This window comes from Deinococcus wulumuqiensis R12 (assembly GCF_011067105.1).
Lineage (GTDB): Bacteria > Deinococcota > Deinococci > Deinococcales > Deinococcaceae > Deinococcus > Deinococcus wulumuqiensis.
The window spans coordinates 92,791-107,591 of record NZ_CP049357.1; the positions used below are offsets into that span (position 1 = coordinate 92,791).

Genomic DNA, 14,801 nt, shown 5'->3' on the forward strand with positions numbered 1-14,801 from the left:
AGTAAAGGGAAGAGGGGAAAGGGTTTGGGGGCGTTCTGCCCTCCTCCCTTTCCCCTCGCCTCTTCACTGGAGTCCGTGACCGCACCAAACGGCGCAGCCGGAAGAACAGTTCCGAGAAAACCCGGAAGGCAAACCGTAGACGTGCAAGGTGGAGTTACGCCGAATTGCTGGGCTTCCTGGCTTACAAAGCGCCTCTGCGCGGTTCTATGGTGATCAAAGTGGATGCCCACTACACCAGCCAAACCTGCCCCAAGTGTGGACACTGCTCAAAAGAGAACAGGCCGCACAAGGGACTGATGTTTGTCTGTGAAAGCTGTGGGTATCAGCTTCATAGCGACCTCGTAGGGGCAAGGAACGTAGGACTCAGGGCATTGCTTGTCCGGCAGGACTGGGCAAGCACGGGGTGTTTGTCATGCACCCCTGGTCGCCCTCAAAGCGCAGACCCGCAAGCTGGGTCTGCTGGGCGAGATGTGTCGGACACTGAAACCAAAGCTGAACGCCTGAAAAGGTACTCGGAGTTGCGGTGGAGTCCAGACACAAGCCTCGGACTTTAGTCCGGGGTCATGACTGCATCGTGCGCGGCAGCGCCTGCGTCGGCAAAATCTTCTTCGGCTCGCGGAATTCGATGTTTTCCCATTCGCCTTCCTCGATGACCTGCAACTCGGGATTGAGGCGGCGGAAGTGTGCCACCACGTCCTGCACGAGGTCGTCGGGGGTGCTGGCCGCCGAGGTGATGCCCAGGCTCCGCACGCCGTCCAGGTCACCATTTTGCTCAAGGGCCTGCAAATCGGCGGCGGTTTCCAGGCGGTAGGCGCGCCCCGCTTCGGCCTCGGCCAGTTCGAGCAACCTCATCCCGTTGCTGCTGTGGGTGGAGGTCAGCACCAGAAAGGCGTCCACCTGCGGGGCGATGTTCTTCACGGCGTCCTGGCGGTTTTTGGTCGCGTAGCAGAGGTCTTCGCTCGGCGGCACCACCAGCGCGGGAAAACGCCCCTTCAGAATCTCGATGGTCTTGCGGGTGTCGTCCACGCTGAGGGTCGTCTGGGTCAGCACCACCAGCCGCTCGGGGTCGGGCACCTCGACCGTGTGCGGGTCGTGCAGCCCTGCGCCCGTTTTGCCCAGCACGCCGACCAGAATGGTGTTCTCGGGCGCTTCTCCCCGCGTGCCGATGACCTCCTGATGCTTGGCACTGTCGCCAATCAGCAGGATGGTGTAGCCTTCCCGCGCATATTTTTTGGCCTCGGTGTGGACTTTGGTGACCAGCGGGCAGGTCGCGTCAATCGTGCTCAGGCCCAGCGCCCGCGCCCGTTCGCGTACCGCCGGGCTGATGCCGTGGGCGCTGAAAATCACGGTGTCGCCGCTGTCCGGCAGGGCTTCAATCGTGTCCAAATCTTCCACGAAATGCACCCGCCCGCCTTCGGAGAGCCGCTCGACCACCGTGTGGTTATGCACGATAGAGTGATAGACGGTGACGGGTTTTTCTTCGCGGAGGGCGGCTTTTTCTACCGCCTGAATCGCCATGACCACGCCCGCGCAAAAGCCGCGTGGTTTGGCGAGATGGATGCGTTCAACAGTCATGGGGCTATGCTACGCGGCTGCGGTGTAAAGTATCTGTGTAGTCACAGATGCGCTACAACATGCTCATGGGTTTTGTGTGGGACGATGTCAATATCCCGGCACAATATCGAGTCAGAGGAAGCCGAGGAAGCGGCGACTGATGCCCAGAGGGTGCCTGCGCCTGCTTACCGGAGGAATGCCAAATGACTGACCTGACCATCATCACCGACATGAGCCAGATTCCCGCCTTCGAGAGCGAGGCTGAGGAAGTCGCTTTCTGGAACACCCACGCCCTGGCTGAGCATCTGCTGCAGCCGGAGCATAAGGAGGCCGACTTCCTGCCGCCTCCACGCCCACGCAAATCCACACCGACCAGCATTCGCCTCGGCACCGACCTTGAGCAGCGCCTGCGCGTGCTGGCCGAGCGGAAAAACACGACCTATCAAACCTTGCTCAAAGAATTTGTGCTGGAGCGGGTCTACGAGGAAGAAAAGCGGTTGAAGATTATTTGAGCTGTGGGCGGCCCCGGCGCGAGCGCAGTGTTTCGGGGACGGAGGCGAGCAGGGCAGCGGGAAGAATCAGCAGCATCAGCGAAACGATTCCTTCTGCGTCCATCCCGTAAGGCGACCAGACCCAGACCGTCAGAAGCAGCGGCGTCAGCAACAGCATCAGCCCTTTGCCCCAGCGCGGCGCGAGCCAAAACGCCAGCAGCGCAGCGGCAAAAATGGGCAGTGGGAGAAACCAGGAGATTTGGAGGTCATCCCAGAGGCCTACGGGACTCCACCAAGGGGAGGTATCGCCCAATTCGGCCCGCCGAAAATTATCCATCTTCCTAGCCAACAGAATGAACACTGAGAAGAAAACCAGCGTCCAAAAGTACGTCCAGAACGCGAATTTTAGGGCAGGCCGAAGCTTTTGCACGAGTTGACCTTATCCCACATCTTTTCCGCTGTCGTCCTTCAAAGGGCTGACTTTCCCCTCCATCATCCATCAGCGCAGCGGGCAGGCCCTATACAGGTGCCGTTCTGCCCAAGACAGCGAACCCATCATCTATCATCCAAAAGCCGCACCAGCCCGCGCATCCGCGACATGTCCACCTCGTCCGCCGTGATGTCCATCAGCACCGCGTCGAAGCGTTCCCCGCCCAGCCGAATCGCCCCGCGCCGCCGCCCGATTTCGCGGAAACCCACTTTCTTGTAAGCCGCGATGCCCCGCGTGTTGTACGAAAACACGTTCAGTTGAATATTGTGCAGCCCCAGAAAGTACATGCCGTACTCGACCATCAGCCGCACCGCTTCCGAACCGTAGCCGCCGCCCCAGTATTCGGGGTCGTGGATGCTGACGCCCAGTTCGGCGGTGCCGTGCCGGTGGTTGATGGTGCGTAGGTCAACGCCGCCGATGTACGTCTGCCCCTCCCGCGTGTAGATGCCGAAGGTCACCCCGTCGGGCTTGCTCTTGCTGATGCTCTCGAAATACGCCTGCTCGTCTTCCAGGCTGAACGCGCCGCCGATGGCCCCCAGATACGCCGTGAGTTCGAGGTTGGCGAAGTGCCGCGCCATCACCGGCACGTCCTCCGGGCGCACGCGGGCGAGGATGACTTTTTCTCCGGTCAGGACGGGGTGGATGTCGGCCACGCTCAGGCCCCCAGCCCGCCGAACTCGCGCACGAACTTCTCCTGACGGCTGTTTTCAATCGCGCCGGGGCGGGTTTTTCTGACCAGGGCCATCGCCTCTCCCGGCTCCATTCCGGCTTGCACCAGCAGGCACGCCGCCGTCAGCCCCGCCCGTCCCAGCCCGCCCCGGCAGTGGACGACCACGTTTTTGCCGTCGAGCAGCCCCTCCATCAGTTCGTCCAGAAATTCCCCGAAGCGCTGCGGGTCGCTCGGCACGTCGCCGTCCACGATGGGGCAGGCGCTGATGCTCAGGCCGTGGGCCTCGGCTTTTTCGTGGTAGCCGTCCATGCCCAGCATCTCGAATTCGAACTCCTCAATCAAGGGCGCGATGACGTTCGTGCCCTGCCGCGCGAGTTCCTGCATGTCGCCTTCCACGCTGCGCCGGTGCACCACGCCGGGTTGCAGCAGACTCTCGCCCTTCTTGCCGGGGGCGAAGGTCAGGCCAAGTTGCCCCGGCCACAGGGCCGTGGGAATCCAGTCCACGCGGATGGGGGAGGAGGTCATGGGGAAAGTCTAAGGGTCGAAGAGTCGAAGGGTCTAAGGGCTAGAGCTTCGGCTCCGGCTTCCTTAGACCCTTCGACCTTTAGACCCTTATACGCGTTTACGCCTCCTTCAACCACCGCGCCGCGTCCAGAGCGTGATAAGTGATAATCGCATCGGCCCCCGCCCGCACCATGCCGGTCAGGGTTTCGAGGACCGTGCGGCGTTCGTCCATGTAGCCCAACTTTGCGGCGGCCTTGACCAGCGAGTATTCGCCGCTGACGTTGTAGGCGACCATCGGCAGGTCGAAGGCGTCACGCACCGTTCGCATCACGTCCAGGTAGGCCAGTGCGGGCTTGACCATCAGGTAGTCGGCTCCCTGCTCTGCGTCCAGGCGGGCTTCGCGCAGGGCTTCGCGGTAGCCGCCGGTGGGGTCCATCTGGTAGCTGGCGCGGTCTCCCTTGCTGGGCGCACTGCCCGCCGCCTCACGAAAGGGGCCGTAGTAGGCGCTGGCGTACTTGACCGCGTAGCTCATGACCGGAATGTGCGCGAAGCCCGCCGCGTCCAGAGCGGCCCGAATCGCCGCCACCTGACCGTCCATCATGGCACTCGGCGCGATGATGTCGGCCCCGGCGCGGGCCTGCGACACGGCGGTCTGGGCGAGCAGGTCGAGGGTCGGGTCGTTGTCCACCGTCCAGTGGCCGCTGACCTCGTGCAGGTGCCCGCAGTGGCCGTGCGAGGTGTACTCGCACAGGCAGGTGTCGGCAATCACGACCATCTCGGGCAGCGCGGCCTTAATCGCGCGGGTCGCCCGCTGCACCACGCCTTCCTCGGCGTAGGCCTGCGTGCCCACCTCGTCTTTCTCATCGGGAATCCCGAACAGAATCACCGCACGGATGCCGAGGCTCTGCGCTTCCCGCGCCTTGTCCACCGCGCTGGGAATCGAGTGACGCAGCACGCCGGGCATGGTGGAAATCTCGGTGTCGCTCTCGCCCTCATGCACGAACATCGGGAAGATGAACTGCTCGGGGCTGAGGCGGGTTTCACGCGAGAGCGCGCGCAGGCCGGGGGTCAGGCGCAGGCGGCGGGGGCGAGCGGTGGGCACAGAGGTCATGAAAAGAGGATAGGTCGCCCGGACATGGCAGGCTGTGACGGACGCCCCTCAGCGCCGCCGTTTCGCCAGTTCCTGCGCGGCCTGTGCGTCGAAGTATCTGGCGTTCGCCGAGAACAGCGCGTTCCACGTCGTCAGGTCCACCACGCCGGTCGGTTTCAGGCCGTTGGCAATCTGAAAGACGATGACGTGGGCTTCGGTCACCGGCCCGAACCAGCCGTCGCCGCCCTGGCCGGGGTCCACCTTCGAGACGACCATCAGGCGCAGTTGAAGCTGCCGCACGTCCGCGCCGTTCATGCGGGGGTGGGTCAGGCGCAGGGCACGTTTGAAAGCAGGAACGGGCGCCGGAGCCTGGGCTTTGGCTGCGGCAGTGGGCTGGGTGGTCGGCGGCTGTGCCGCTGGCTGAGTCGCCGCTGGCTGGGGCGCAGGCTTTTGCGCCGAGGGCGTCAGCAGAATCAGGGATGTCCCGGCCCCGTCACTGCCGGGCACGATGCCGATGTTGACGTAGCCGCTCGGCAGCGTGACCCAGTTGTAGACCCGCCCCTGCCCGTCGGTGCGCCACGCCCCGTAGAGACTCAGCTTGCTCGCTGCCGAGAGGGCCTTGCGGGTCGCGGCCAGGTTCAGGTCGGACGTCACGCAGCGGGCCGACGCCGACGCCTGCCGCACGCTGGCCGGGCAGGGAGCGATGAGGCCGTCCACGGCGAGGGCGGCAGTATCGGCAGTCCGCTCGACCTCCTGTGGAGTCACGGCAGCGAGGGCCGGGGTCAGCAGCAGGACGCCGAGCACGGCGAAACGGGAAAGAGCGGACATGGCAGCAGTCTAGAGCGTGAGCAGTCTAGAACTCGTCCCGGCCAGTCTCGGCTCAGTCCGCCCCGTTCGCGTCCGGCAGCGGCAGGCGCTGAATGCGGTACTCGCGCCGGGCGAGGGGAGGGCGCACCACGCCCGCGACCATCAGTTCGTCGGCGGCGTCTTCGCTCAGGCGCTCGAGCTTGAGCACGTAGGCCCGCAGCGTGGCATACGAATCGAAGCGGCGGGGGTGCGAGTCCCCCTCGATCAGCAGGTCCACCCAGGCGATCACCACAGCCTCCAGGCGCTCACAGGTCGCGCAGGTCTTCCCAGATCTGCCAGCCCACACCCTCAGGCGTGCCTTCCAGCAGCGGGTTCAGGGCCTGACTCGCCACCGTGGCGTCGTCGTGCAGGTCCTCGTTGCTGGGGCGCTCGTCGTACACGCGCAGCACCGTGAACTGGTAGAAGGTCTGGCTGGCGGTCGGTTCGCCGTTCTCGAAAAAGGCAAAGGGCGGCTGCACCTGGTCCCACAGCACATGGGCGTCGTCTTCCGACAGGCCGGGCGTATTCGACAGGTCAAGCTCACGTGGCAGGAACGATTCCAGGTCCACGTCGGCTCCCTCGGGGTGCCAGAGGTAGCCTTGCAGCAGCCGGATGGCGGCGCGTCCCCCGGCAGGCGGTTCAGCAGCACTCACGCCCCACAGCATAGAGCAGAGAGCGGAGGGCAGAGAGCAGCCCGTCTCTCTTTCCTCCGCTCGCCTGATTCCGGGTCAGCGGCTGGCGATTTTCACCCGCTTTTCCAGCTGGTCGGTAAACAGGGTCAGCACGGTGGTCAGCGCCAGATACACGGCGGCCACAGTGGTCAGCACCGGAATAGGCTGGAAGCTCTCGCTGCTCACGCGCTGGCCCGACAGGGTGAGTTCGAGCAGGGCGATGGTGGACGCCAGCGAGGAATCCTTGAGCAGCGCCACGAGGTTGTTGACCAGCGGCGGCACCACGATGCGCAGCGCCTGCGGCAAAATCACCGTGTTCATGGTCTGCCCGGCGCTCAGGCCCAGGCTGCGGGCGGCCTCAGTCTGGCCCCTGGGCACCGCCAGAATCCCGGCGCGAATCACTTCGGCGTTGTAGGCGCCCACGTTGAGCGCCAGCGCAATCACCGCCGACCAGAACTCGTTGAGTTCGAGCTTGATGCCGATAGCGGCCAGCAGCGGCGGCAGCGCGTTGTACACGAACAGAATCTGCACCAGCAGCGGCGTGCCGCGAATCAGCCAGATGAAAAAGCTCGCGGGCACCCGCAGCAGCGCACTCGGGCTGGTCTTCATGATGCCCGCCAGCATGCCCACCAGCAGGCCGATAAGTCCGCTGACCAGCGTGAGCTTGAGGGTCATCTGCGCCCCTTCCACGAACAGGTCGGCGTACTGGCCCACCGGCTCGGGCATCTGGCGCAGCACCAGGGTAATCAGGAAAAACAGTGCGGCGAAGGCGGCGGCGGCGCCCAGAATCCAGAGCGCGAGGGTGCCGGCCCCCTGCGGCGTCTTGCCGGGCGTCGGAGCGGAAGAAGTCATCGGTGCCGCCTCCAGGGGCGACCTTGAGCGGTCCACAGCAGGAAAGAAATCTTCGGCATCGGGAACTACTATATCTGCGCTTCCTGACGGTCAGGCGCTGCCCGTCCTCCTGGCGACCGTTGTTGACTTTGCAGGTGCCAGCTTCGCGGGAAAACGGGCTTACATTCGCCAGTTCAGCGGCAGCGCACGTCCTGACCGAAGTACTGCTTGCTCAGCTTGGCGTAGGTGCCGTTGGCCTGCGCCTTCGACAGCGCGGCGTTGAGTTCCCCAAGCAGCGTCGCATTGCCCTTCTTGACCGCCATGCCGATTTTTTCCCGGAACAGCAGCTCACCCTGCACGACCTTGCCTTTCTGCGCCTTGACGAGGTCCAGGCCCGTGAATTTGTCGCCCACCCAGGCGTCCACCCGGCCCGCCATCAGCGCGGCCTGGGCGTCGGTGTCTTTCGGAAAGGTCTTGACGTCACGCACGCCCGGCACCTTGCGGACATTTTCCAGGTAGGTGGTGCCGACCTGCACCGCGACCGACTTGCCTGCCAGAGCTTTGGCGGTCAGGGGGCCACCGGGCCGGGTCACGATGGCGCCGCCGGTGCAGTAGTGGGGACTGGAAAAGTCCACCGCCTTTTGCCGCTCGGGGGTGATGCCGTGCGAGGCGATCACGAAATCGTAGCGGTCCTGATTCAGCCCGATGAGCAGGCTGTCGAAGGGCAGCACGGTCCACTGCACCTTCAGGCCCAGTTGCTTGCCGAGGGCTTCGGCCAGTTCGACCTCGAAGCCGGTGGGGGTCTTGCCCTTCATCAGGTTAAAGGGCGGAAAGGCGCCCTCGGTGGCGACCTTGACGGTCCCGGATTTCTTGATTTCGGCCCAGGTGCGGGCTTCGGCGCCGGTGGCGAGCAGGGTGAGGGCAGTCAGGGCAAGCAGAACCTTCTTCATAGCGCTCCTTTGTAAACCAAGAGAAGATGAGAAGTTGCCAATCGTCAAATAAACTGGGAAACGGCCTTCCGTCTGTCAAGTTATACGGGTGCCTGGGCTGGCTACGGCCCGCCCGCCAAAGGCAGCGGGAGGCCCCCTGTTGGAGACCTCCCGGCAGTTCATGACTTCAGCGCCTCAACGGGGGGCGTCGGTCTGGATGACCGTGACGCTGCCGGGCACGCTCTGGCCCGCCGTGGTCGCCGCCTGCCCGGGGTATTCGTAGCCCAGGCCCCCGGTGTCCATCTGGCCGCGCGTGCCGGTGGGGGTGCCCCGGTCAATCGCCAGTTCGGTTTCGTTGTCGAAGGCGTGCAGGCGGGTCTGGTCAATGAGCAGGTCCACGCTGTCGCCGGGCTGCACCGGGGCCATGCCCTCGACCTTGGCGGTGAGATGCTGCCCCGCCACGTCCACAATCAGGTCGGTCTGGGCGCCCAGCGACTCCACGACCACCACTTCGCCGCGCAGCACGTTGTTGCCCTGCGGCAGGTCGCTGTGGCCCACCAGCCCCACATGCTCGGGGCGAATGCCCAGCGACACCTCGCGGCCTTCATACGCCTTGAGGCTCTCGGCGAGGCGGCCCAGCGGCGCGACCTGTCCTTGCTGTCCTTGACCGCTCTGGCCGACCACGAACTGCCCGTTCTGCACGCGGGCGGTCAGGAAGTTCATGGAGGGGCTGCCGATAAAGCCCGCCACGAACCTGTTCTGCGGGAAGTCGTAGAGGTTCATGGGGGTGTCGACCTGCATGATCACGCCGTCGCGCATCACCACGATGCGGTTGCCCAGGGTCATCGCCTCGACCTGGTCGTGGGTCACGTAGATGATGGTGGCCCCCAGGCGGCGGTGCAGCTGCGAAATCTGCGAGCGCATCTCCACGCGCAGCTTGGCGTCGAGGTTGGACAGCGGCTCGTCCATCAGGAACACCGAAGGCTCGCGCACGATGGCGCGGCCCATCGCCACGCGCTGACGCTGCCCGCCCGAAAGTTCCTTGGGCTTGCGCCCGAGCAGGTGCTCGATTTGCAGAATCCGGGCGGCGTCGCGCACGCGCCTGTCGATTTCTTCCTTGGGCGTCTTGCGCAGTTTGAGGCCGAACGCCATGTTCTCGTAGACGTTCATATGCGGGTAGAGCGCGTAGTTCTGAAACACCATCGCAATGTCGCGGTCCTTGGGCGGCACGTCGTTGACGATGCGGTCACCGATGCGCAGCACGCCGTCGCTGATGTCTTCCAGGCCCGCGATCATGCGCAGGGTGGTGGACTTGCCGCAGCCCGACGGCCCGACGAACACCATGAATTCGCGGTCGGCGATGTGCAGGTTGAAGTCTTTGACCGCGTGGTGCTTGGTGCCGTAATGCTTGTTGACGTGTTCGAGAATCACTTCGGCCATGTCGCCTACTCCTTGGATGCCCCTGCTCTTTCCCGTGAATGATTGGCTCGGGAAACCGGGGAACATGAGTGAGAAAACCTGTTGTTTACGCTGGTGCTGTACGGACAGCAGGCAGCATAGCGCCTGCCCGCGTGCGCCCGGCGGGGATGTACCGCCCCGGGCCGCGCCGTGATACACTGGTCGAGTTTGCCCCGAATTCGGGGCGTATCGTTTCGCCGGTTCCGCACTCTGTCGGGTGCGCCGCGCCGGAAGCAGACGAACAGACCCCCCCAAGGAGTGAGTAGCAATGAAGCGTACCTACCAGCCCAACAACCGCAAGCGGGCCAAGACCCACGGTTTCCGCGCCCGCATGAAGACCAAGTCCGGCCGTAACATCCTGGCCCGTCGCCGCGCCAAGGGCCGTCACCAGCTCACCGTCAGCGACGAGTAAGTCCCGGGCTCGGGAGCCACTTATTTCTCAGCGTTCCACCACCAGCGCCACGGGCACCGAGGTTTCACCTCGCCGCCCGCTGGCGCTGGCCTCATTGCGGGGCGAGCGCGAGTTTCGCAAGGTCCGGGCGCACGGCGCGGCGGTGCGTGACCCGCTGTTCACCCTGCGCCTGACCGACTACCGCCCCCGCCACGGCGAACGCTGGCGGCCCCGCGCCATCGTGGGACTGGTGGTGTCCAAAAAGACCCTCAAACACGCCGTCAAACGCAACCGTGCCCGCCGCCGGGTGCGTGAAGCGCTGCGGACCATGCCGCCCGAACTGCTGCCGGGGGGGCTGCCCGCCTGCCGCGCCATCCTGATGCTCAATCCCGGGGTGCTGACCGCGCCGTTTGCCGAGTTGCAGGCCGCCCTCGCCCGGGCGCTGGACCGGGGCGCAGCGGGCCTGAAAAAAGGCAGCAAGAGCAGGGGAGGCAAACCGGGTCGCCCGGGCGACGGGAACCGTTCTGCTGGCGGGCGCGTATCCGCTGAGGTGAATCCGACTTCCGCTTCTCCGGGCAGCCCGGTGGAAAAGTCATGAGTGCCGCTCGGGTGCTGGTGCGGGCGGTGCGCTGGTATCAGCGTGCGCTCTCGCCGCGCAAGCCTGCGCCGACCTGCCGCTTTAGCCCGACCTGTTCGGAGTACGCTGCACAGGCGCTGGAAAGGCACGGAACCCTGCGGGGCGGCTGGCTCGCCCTGTGGCGCGTCCTGCGCTGTAATCCCCTGGTGCCGGGGGGGCATGACCCGGTGCCTGCCCGTTTTCCCGCCCGCCGCCCGCGTCCCCACGACCATCCCCCAACGGACCAACCTTCATGACCAATTCCACACAAAAACTTCTGCTTCCCCTGTCTGCCGTTCTCGGCGCGGCGCTGCTCAGCGGCTGTGCCCAGACCGGCCCGCTGCCCACCTTCGGCAAGGCGATCACCCCCGAGTGGATCGTCGCCGACTTCGACGCTCAGCCCGGTGACGAGTACATCGCGACCAGCAACCTTCAGGACGTGGTGTTCAACGCCCGGGGCGAGGTCATCGGCTGGTACGTCAAGAGCTACGCCGGTACGCCGTACATCAAGAAAAAGGCCGACGGCACCTACGATTTCGGCGCCCTGCAAAACCAGAAGGGCGGCATCGTCAACATGGTGGCCGGGCGCAAGGCGTTCGCGGTGCAGGCCGCCGACGTGCTCGACCCGGCGGGGCCTGCCCAGACGCAGCCCGCCCAGGTGAAGACCGACCTCGCCGCCAACCGTCAGGACGCGGTGTTCCGGTACACCCAGAACGGCGTGCAGGTCACCAAGACGGTCACGCTGCACCCGCGCAACTTCAAGGTGGATGTCAGGACCGAGGTAAAGAACGGGCCGGAACAGGTCAACATGCTGTTTCCGGGGCTGGGCAAGGCCGACAACCCCCGCGTGCAGGCCGTTCCGGTCGGTGGGCAGCCCGCCAGCGTGCAGGGCAGCGGCACCCTGAGCGTTCAGAACATCCAGTACGCCGCGCTTCAGGAAAACCCCAGCCAGATTGCCCACGCGCTGATCGTGCGGCCTCAGCAGGGCACGCGGGTAGACGTGCAACTGACCGGCGGGCCACAGGGCCTCGTGACCGCCGTGCTGCCTGCCACCAGCAACATTGAGGTGTACGGCGGCAAGAACGAACTCATTCACCTGTACCAGAGCGGCTACACCGAGATGCCGGGGCTGTTCAAGCCCAACTTCTTCGGGCAGATCAGCCTGCTCATCGTCAAGCTGATGGAGTCGCTGTACAAGGTCATCGGCAACTGGGGCCTGGTCATCATGGCGCTGACCGTGCTGCTGCGGCTGGTGATGTGGCCGCTGATGCAGGCGCAGGGCCGCACCACCGCCCGGATGCAGATGATTCAGCCGCTGCAAAAGGAAATTCAGGAGAAGTACAAGGGCAAGACCGACCCCGAGTCGCAGCGGGCCATGCAGATGGAAATGGCGCAACTCATGCGCGACTACCAGGTCAACCCGGCGGGCTGCTTTTCCACGCTGCTGCCCTTCCCGGTCCTGATCGCGCTGTGGTCCACCGTCCGCAACTTCGAGTTCGACAGCGGCTTCCTGTGGCTGCCCGACCTCGCCATCCCTGACCCCTTCTACATCCTGGCGGTGCTGTACCTGATCGTGAACCTGGGGCAGCTGTACGTGATGACGCGCAAGACCCCGGAGATGTTCCGCCAGCAGGCCATCATCTACCTCGTCTTCCTGTACTTCGCGCTGACCTTCCCGGCGGGCGTGACGCTGTACATCATCCTCTCGACCATCATCGGGATCGTGCAGCAGGTCATCATCAACAAGCAGGTCGAAAAGGAAACCGCCAGCCTGGGCCAGACCGTGCAGAAGGTGGCCCCCGGCACCCGCCCGGCAACCAAGACCACCGTGACCAAGACCATCGACGCGCCCAAGAAGTAATACGGATTCCGCTTAATTCCTGCACAGTCGGGAAAGCGCCGCCTGTGCATCCATATCGCGTAACCCGTATTTTTTCCTACTCGCATCCGCTCGGATTGAATCTGAAACTACCAGATTCAATCGGAATCCGTATAAAGAAGTCAAAGCGTCACGAAAGCCGCCCCGACTCGCCGTGAGTGGGGCGGCTTTCCTGTCTTGGCTCAGCGCGGCGTGTGTGGCTCAGCGCGGCGCGGCGCCGTCGAGGTACACGCTGAGCAGGGCCTGGGCCGCCTGATGGGGTTCGCGCATGGGGGGACCGCTCACCAGGGGATAGGTCAGGGCGAGCAGGGCGCGGGTCAGCACGCTGGGGGGCAGGTCGGTGCGCAGTTCGCCGCGTTCCGCCGCTTCCTCGATCAGGGTGGTCAGGCCGCCCATCCACACGCGGCGGTACTCGCCCTCGAAGGCGGCGCGGCGCTCGGGGGAGACGTGGCGCAGTTCGGAGGCGAGTTGCAGGCCCACCCGCTGCTCGGGGGCGGTGTCGAGCAGGTCACGAATCAGGGTGTCGAGCTGCGCCCGGATGCCCTGTTCCTGCCCGGCGTGCTCCACCAGCCGCCCCAGGGTCGCCAGGGCGCCGTCGAGCATCGCCAGAAACAGGGCTTCCTTGTCGGCGTAGTGGTGGTAGAGCGCCGGTTTGGTCACGCCGACCGCCTCGGCCACCTCGCGCATGCTCACGCCGTGGTAGCCGCTGGCGACAAACAGCCGCGCCGCCTCGGTCTGGATGCGTTCGCGGGTGGTTTCGGGCGAGGAAAAAGAAGCGCGGGGGCTGGGCGGAGGAAAACTCACAGCGACCATGATAAGCGACGGCCCCCATAAGCGACGGCCCCTGCCCCGGAGGGCCGCGCCCCTCCCCGGCCTCCCCCTGCGCGCCCGTATCCTGAGCCGCATGACGGCTTCCTCCTCCCTTCCCTTTCCCACCGGCCTGCCGCTGCTGCTCGCCTTCGACCTCGACGGCACCCTGATTCAGGACGGCGGCACCGAACTGCCCCCCGAAACGGCGCGGGCACTGGCCCGGCTGCGCTCGCTGGGGGTCAAGCTCGCGATCGTGACCGGGCGCGACATTCCGCCGCGCAGCGTGCGCGAGGGCGTGCAGGCCGACGCCACCGCGACCAACAACGGCGGGCGCATCGAGGTGGGCGGTCAGCTTCACGCGCAGGCCGAGTTCTCACCCGAAGACCTGCAGGCGGTGCTCGCCCACGAGTTGCAGGGCGTCCGGCTGGTGCTGTTTACCCCGGAAGCGATTTACGTGGACCTGCCGCCGGACCGCGACCCCGAACCCTGGATGCTGGCGCGGGGCTACCACCCGCTGAGCGAGGCCCCGCAGACCGGCATCGTCAAGGCGGGCTTCTACCACCCCGAGGTGGTGACCCTGGCGCGGCGGCTGCGTGAGTCTCACCCCCATCTGGTGCTGACCGGCGCACAGGACCCCTACCCGCACTTCCTGACCGTGACCCCCACCGGGGCGCACAAGGCGGCGGCGCTGGCCCGCATTGCCGAGCTGCTGGAGGTGCCGCTGGAGCGCACGGTGGCCTTCGGGGACAGCGACAACGACGAGGTGATGCTCGAAGTCGCCGGATACGCCGTGCAGGTGGGCACCCTGCCGCTGCTGGCCCGCCACGCCGACTGGCAGTTGCCGGGACACGAAGCGCTGGCGGCCTACCTCGACGGAATCGCGGACGGACTGGAAGGGCGGTAGAATTCCCGGTGGCGGGCCAGCAAAAAGGCGCACCAGCACAAGCTGAGGCGCCCCTTTGTCTTCCGGGTTCAGCGCAGCTTGAACGAGTCGAGCATCTCGCGCCCGGCGGCGGCCACGTCGGTGCGGGTGCCTTCGGGCAGGGCGAGGGTGGCGGTGTAGAGCCGGTCGGCCTTCAGGGTCATGAGCTGGGTCCAGCGGTGGGTCACGCCCTGCTCCTTGCCGCTGTAGCTCCACAGCACGCCCAGGGTGCCGCCGACCTTGACGGTGCGCTCGCCCAGCCACTTGAAGTCCTGGACCACGGTGGGCAGTTCTTCGGCCCGCACGTCCCGGGCGACCCCCAGGGTGCGGTTGACCTTGGGCACCTTGCTGACATCGGTGACGGTCACGATGAAGCTGGGGTTGAGTTTTCCGCTGACCGCCGGGCCTGCCAGCGCCACGCCCGCCAGCGTGGGGTCGCCCTGGTAGGTGTTTTTGAGCATGATCCAGCCGCCCGCCGCCGTCAGGCTGTAGCCGGGCAGGGTCACGAGGTTGGACTTGGCGACGGTGGGCGCGGACGCCGAGGGAGCCGCCGCCTGCGCCGCCGCGAGGGGGGCAGCCAGCAGCAGAGAGAAGAAAAGGGCAGCAAACTTCATGTCCGCCAGACTAGGGCCTGAAAGTGAGCCGAGTC

20 protein-coding genes are annotated in these 14,801 nt (G+C 65.6%); 7 read left to right on the top strand and 13 right to left on the bottom strand.

Annotated features, from left to right (window positions below):
- The first annotated feature begins 164 nt into the window (after positions 1-164).
- Positions 165-554, top strand: coding sequence for a zinc ribbon domain-containing protein (locus tag G6R31_RS00470; protein WP_225983275.1), 390 nt, complete (start codon positions 165-167; stop codon positions 552-554).
- Positions 555-561: 7 nt separating this feature from the next.
- On the opposite strand, the gene ispH is transcribed toward G6R31_RS00470, so the two are convergent.
- Positions 562-1,575 carry a 4-hydroxy-3-methylbut-2-enyl diphosphate reductase gene (gene ispH, locus G6R31_RS00475; protein ID WP_025567593.1) on the bottom strand — a complete coding sequence of 338 codons (1,014 nt, stop codon included), beginning with the start codon at positions 1,573-1,575 and terminating at the stop codon, positions 562-564.
- Between the two features lie 182 nt (positions 1,576-1,757).
- Between ispH and G6R31_RS00480 the strand changes: the two genes are divergently transcribed.
- Positions 1,758-2,066 (top strand): CopG family antitoxin, encoded by a 309-nt coding sequence (locus G6R31_RS00480; RefSeq protein WP_017869850.1) that lies wholly within the window; start codon positions 1,758-1,760, stop codon positions 2,064-2,066.
- Here G6R31_RS00480 and G6R31_RS00485 read toward each other — a convergent pair.
- The 10 genes from G6R31_RS00485 to G6R31_RS00530 all read right to left on the bottom strand — a co-directional run bounded on the left by G6R31_RS00485 (position 2,059) and on the right by G6R31_RS00530 (position 9,516).
- A complete protein-coding gene (locus G6R31_RS00485) occupies positions 2,059-2,475 on the bottom strand; it encodes a hypothetical protein (RefSeq protein WP_017869849.1) in 417 nt (138 codons plus the stop codon). The two genes, G6R31_RS00480 and G6R31_RS00485, sit on opposite strands and share 8 nt — an antisense overlap.
- Before the next feature lie 125 nt (positions 2,476-2,600).
- Complete coding sequence (locus tag G6R31_RS00490; RefSeq protein WP_017869848.1) at positions 2,601-3,188, bottom strand: GNAT family N-acetyltransferase; 588 nt, start codon at positions 3,186-3,188, stop codon at positions 2,601-2,603.
- Between the two features lie 2 nt (positions 3,189-3,190).
- Positions 3,191-3,730, bottom strand: coding sequence for a cyclin-dependent kinase inhibitor 3 family protein (locus G6R31_RS00495; RefSeq protein ID WP_025567597.1), 540 nt, complete (start codon positions 3,728-3,730; stop codon positions 3,191-3,193).
- Positions 3,731-3,827: 97 nt separating this feature from the next.
- Positions 3,828-4,820, bottom strand: coding sequence for a porphobilinogen synthase (gene hemB, locus G6R31_RS00500; protein WP_017869846.1), 993 nt, complete (start codon positions 4,818-4,820; stop codon positions 3,828-3,830).
- 48 nt (positions 4,821-4,868) lie between these two features.
- Positions 4,869-5,627: a peptidoglycan-binding domain-containing protein gene (locus tag G6R31_RS00505; RefSeq protein WP_017869845.1), complete on the bottom strand. Its 759-nt coding sequence runs from the start codon at positions 5,625-5,627 to the stop codon at positions 4,869-4,871.
- A gap of 52 nt (positions 5,628-5,679) precedes the next feature.
- Positions 5,680-5,895 (bottom strand): hypothetical protein, encoded by a 216-nt coding sequence (locus G6R31_RS00510; protein ID WP_025567601.1) that lies wholly within the window; start codon positions 5,893-5,895, stop codon positions 5,680-5,682.
- Positions 5,896-5,911: 16 nt separating this feature from the next.
- The gene (locus G6R31_RS00515) at positions 5,912-6,310 is read right to left on the bottom strand and encodes a DUF3208 domain-containing protein (RefSeq protein WP_017869843.1); all 399 of its coding nucleotides are present in this window, start codon (positions 6,308-6,310) and stop codon (positions 5,912-5,914) included.
- Between the two features lie 63 nt (positions 6,311-6,373).
- Positions 6,374-7,168 carry an amino acid ABC transporter permease gene (locus G6R31_RS00520; protein WP_017869842.1) on the bottom strand — a complete coding sequence of 265 codons (795 nt, stop codon included), beginning with the start codon at positions 7,166-7,168 and terminating at the stop codon, positions 6,374-6,376.
- Between the two features lie 173 nt (positions 7,169-7,341).
- Positions 7,342-8,097, bottom strand: coding sequence for an ABC transporter substrate-binding protein (locus tag G6R31_RS00525; protein ID WP_017869841.1), 756 nt, complete (start codon positions 8,095-8,097; stop codon positions 7,342-7,344).
- A 174-nt stretch (positions 8,098-8,271) separates the two neighbouring features.
- Positions 8,272-9,516, bottom strand: a complete 1,245-nt coding sequence (locus G6R31_RS00530) for an ABC transporter ATP-binding protein (protein WP_017869840.1) — start codon at positions 9,514-9,516, stop codon at positions 8,272-8,274.
- 286 nt (positions 9,517-9,802) lie between these two features.
- On the opposite strand from G6R31_RS00530, the gene rpmH reads away from it, so the two are divergent.
- From rpmH to G6R31_RS00550, 4 genes are all read left to right on the top strand, one after another.
- On the top strand, positions 9,803-9,946 hold the full coding sequence (gene rpmH / locus G6R31_RS00535; protein ID WP_010888783.1) for a 50S ribosomal protein L34: 144 nt from the start codon (positions 9,803-9,805) through the stop codon (positions 9,944-9,946).
- A 94-nt stretch (positions 9,947-10,040) separates the two neighbouring features.
- The gene (rnpA, locus tag G6R31_RS00540) at positions 10,041-10,523 is read left to right on the top strand and encodes a ribonuclease P protein component (RefSeq protein WP_017869839.1); all 483 of its coding nucleotides are present in this window, start codon (positions 10,041-10,043) and stop codon (positions 10,521-10,523) included.
- A complete protein-coding gene (yidD, locus tag G6R31_RS00545; protein ID WP_081608218.1) occupies positions 10,520-10,798 on the top strand; it encodes a membrane protein insertion efficiency factor YidD in 279 nt (92 codons plus the stop codon). Before rnpA ends, yidD begins: the two co-directional genes overlap by 4 nt.
- On the top strand, positions 10,795-12,402 hold the full coding sequence (locus tag G6R31_RS00550) for a membrane protein insertase YidC (RefSeq protein ID WP_017869838.1): 1,608 nt from the start codon (positions 10,795-10,797) through the stop codon (positions 12,400-12,402). Before yidD ends, G6R31_RS00550 begins: the two co-directional genes overlap by 4 nt.
- A gap of 219 nt (positions 12,403-12,621) precedes the next feature.
- On the opposite strand, the gene G6R31_RS00555 is transcribed toward G6R31_RS00550, so the two are convergent.
- Complete coding sequence (locus G6R31_RS00555) at positions 12,622-13,233, bottom strand: TetR/AcrR family transcriptional regulator (RefSeq protein ID WP_017869837.1); 612 nt, start codon at positions 13,231-13,233, stop codon at positions 12,622-12,624.
- 91 nt (positions 13,234-13,324) lie between these two features.
- Between G6R31_RS00555 and G6R31_RS00560 the strand changes: the two genes are divergently transcribed.
- Positions 13,325-14,134, top strand: coding sequence for an HAD-IIB family hydrolase (locus G6R31_RS00560; protein ID WP_017869836.1), 810 nt, complete (start codon positions 13,325-13,327; stop codon positions 14,132-14,134).
- A gap of 68 nt (positions 14,135-14,202) precedes the next feature.
- On the opposite strand, the gene G6R31_RS00565 is transcribed toward G6R31_RS00560, so the two are convergent.
- Positions 14,203-14,766: a hypothetical protein gene (locus G6R31_RS00565; RefSeq protein ID WP_017869835.1), complete on the bottom strand. Its 564-nt coding sequence runs from the start codon at positions 14,764-14,766 to the stop codon at positions 14,203-14,205.
- Positions 14,767-14,801: the final 35 nt, after the last annotated feature.